This is a genomic window from Acidovorax sp. FJL06, assembly GCF_003852545.1.
In the GTDB taxonomy this organism is placed as follows: Bacteria; Pseudomonadota; Gammaproteobacteria; order Burkholderiales; family Burkholderiaceae_C; genus Acidovorax.
In genome coordinates, this window is sequence record NZ_QAJR01000064.1 from 8,035 (window position 1) to 8,881 (window position 847).

At 61.5% G+C, this 847-nt stretch carries 1 protein-coding gene and 1 pseudogene; both read left to right on the plus strand.

Annotated features, from left to right (window positions below):
• Nucleotides 1–133 (plus strand): annotated as a pseudogene (locus DBV10_RS22445) (succinyl-CoA--3-ketoacid-CoA transferase); the annotation flags it as partial.
• Between the two features lie 2 nt (nt 134–135).
• Nucleotides 136–774: a 3-oxoacid CoA-transferase subunit B gene (locus tag DBV10_RS22450; RefSeq protein ID WP_124515761.1), complete on the plus strand. Its 639-nt coding sequence runs from the start codon at nt 136–138 to the stop codon at nt 772–774.
• Nucleotides 775–847 lie beyond the last annotated feature (73 nt).

Below are 847 nucleotides of genomic sequence, written 5' to 3' on the forward strand. Positions count from 1 at the left end.
GATCGTGGAAGTGGGCGAACTCGCACCCGACGACATCCATCTGCCCGGCATCTACGTGCACCGCATCGTGCTCAATGCCAACCCCGAAAAGCGCATCGAAAAACGCACGATCACCGAGAAAGCAGGAGCCTGACCATGCCGTGGACCCAAGACCAGATGGCCGCCCGTGCGGCGCAAGAACTCGAAGACGGTTTCTACGTCAACCTGGGGATCGGTATCCCCACGCTGGTGGCCAATTTCACCGGTGACAAGGAAGTGTGGCTGCAGTCCGAAAACGGCATGCTGGGCATCGGCCCCTTCCCGACCGACGACAAGGTGGACCCCGATCTCATCAACGCTGGCAAGCAGACGGTGACGACCATCAAGGGCTCGTCCATCTTTGGCAGCGACCAGTCGTTTGCCATGATCCGTGGCGGCAAGATCAACCTGTCGATCCTCGGCGCCATGCAGGTCAGCGAAAAGGGCGACCTGGCCAACTGGATGATCCCCGGCAAGATGGTCAAGGGCATGGGCGGTGCCATGGACCTGGTGGCCGGCGTCAAGCGCGTGATCGTGCTCATGGAGCATGTGGCCAAGAAGAAAGACGGCACTGAAGACATGAAAATCCTGCCCCAGTGCACGCTGCCTCTTACGGGCGTGGGCGTGGTGGACCGCATCATCACCGACCTGGCGGTGATGGACGTAACGCCCCAAGGCCTCAAGCTGGTGGAACTGGCCCCGGGCGTGAGCTTCGAGGCCCTGCAGGCCAAGACCGGTGTCACGCTGATCCCGTAATCCCTTCGCAGCCAGTCACGGCCAACGGTCACTTGTTGGCTGCGTGGCATGCAGAAAAAAGGCCGAGGCCCCT